Annotated in this window: 1 protein-coding gene; it reads left to right on the forward strand. The window is 41.6% G+C overall.

The window, feature by feature from the left end:
• Positions 1-57 precede the first annotated feature (57 nt).
• Positions 58-1,269, forward strand: a complete 1,212-nt coding sequence (locus tag BUB08_RS19920; RefSeq protein WP_073003683.1) for an IS256 family transposase — start codon at positions 58-60, stop codon at positions 1,267-1,269.
• Positions 1,270-1,355 lie beyond the last annotated feature (86 nt).

The raw sequence follows: 1,355 nt of genomic DNA on the forward strand, positions 1-1,355 counted from the left end.
GACGCTGTTCAAATAAGTGTGTCAAGTTAGAAGGATATAAATTTTTAGTTTGGCAAAATGAAAAGAGAATCAAGTTTTGATTTTGAAGAATTTGAGAAGGAAGCCATCGAGCGTCTCAAAAAAGGAGCCCCATTGTCGGGGCAAGGAGGTATTTTTACCCCACTAATTAAGCGGATTTTGGAAGCAAGTCTTGAAGGCGAACTTGACAGTCATCTGGAACATGATGTAGTTTCCAATCGGCGCAATGGCAGCATAGGAAAGACATTAAAGACCAGCCTTGGCGCTGTTGATCTTCAAACGCCCCGAGACAGGAACAGCAGTTTCGAGCCCCAGATCGTTAAGAAACGGCAGCGTGTTTTAAACGAAGAACTGGATGAGAAAATCATATCACTTTATGGCCTTGGTTTGAGTTACAGTGACATCCGTAAGCATTTGCACGAAATGTATGGTTTGGAGACCTCCGAAGCTACCTTAACCTCTGTTACCGATAAGGTAATTGAAGATGTGAAAGAATGGCAAAACCGCATGTTGGAATCGGTTTATCCGGTTGTTTGGATGGATGCAGTTCACTTTAAAGTCAAGGAAGAAGGCCGGATCGTAAGCAAGGCAGTCTATTGCATTATCGGTGTAAACCGGGATGGGCTAAAAGATATTTTGGGCATGTACCTTGGCCATTCAGAAGGCGCAAGCTTTTGGCTAGGCGTATTGTCTGATTTACGTTCGCGTGGCATAGAGGATATTTTCATTGCCTGTATCGACAACCTGAAAGGATTTGCCGAAGCCATTGAAGCCAGTTTTCCGCAGGCAGATGTTCAGCTTTGTATAGTCCATCAGGTACGGAATACGATGCGGTTTGTCCCCTTTAAAGAAAGCCGGGCTGTAGTGAAAGACATGAAGCAGATTTACCAGGCTCCCAACAGCGAAGCATCAAAATCAGCCCTTGATGCATTTTGCAGCAAGTGGGAATCAAAATATCCATACAGCACAAAGAGTTGGACATCGAATTGGGAAAGGTTAAGTAATTTTTACAAGTACCCACCGGAAATCAGGAAGTTGATTTACACGACCAACGTAATTGAAAACTTCAATGGCCGTCTAAGAAAAGTAACAAAAACAAAACGGGTATTTAGTAGTGACATGGCCCTGATGAAACTTCTGTTCCTGATTCAAAAACAGTTTGTAGAGGACAATTGGCAAACTCCAATGTTTGGATGGAATACGATACAATCACAATTATCAATTATTTTTGATGAACGATTTACAAGATAAAATTTTTCTTTTCCAAAACCCTTGTGTTTTTGGGAGGGCCTTGGAAAAGAAAAATTATAGAATGACACAGTTAATTGAACAGACCC

The organism is Mariniphaga anaerophila (genome assembly GCF_900129025.1).
Taxonomy (GTDB): domain Bacteria; phylum Bacteroidota; class Bacteroidia; order Bacteroidales; family Prolixibacteraceae; genus Mariniphaga; species Mariniphaga anaerophila.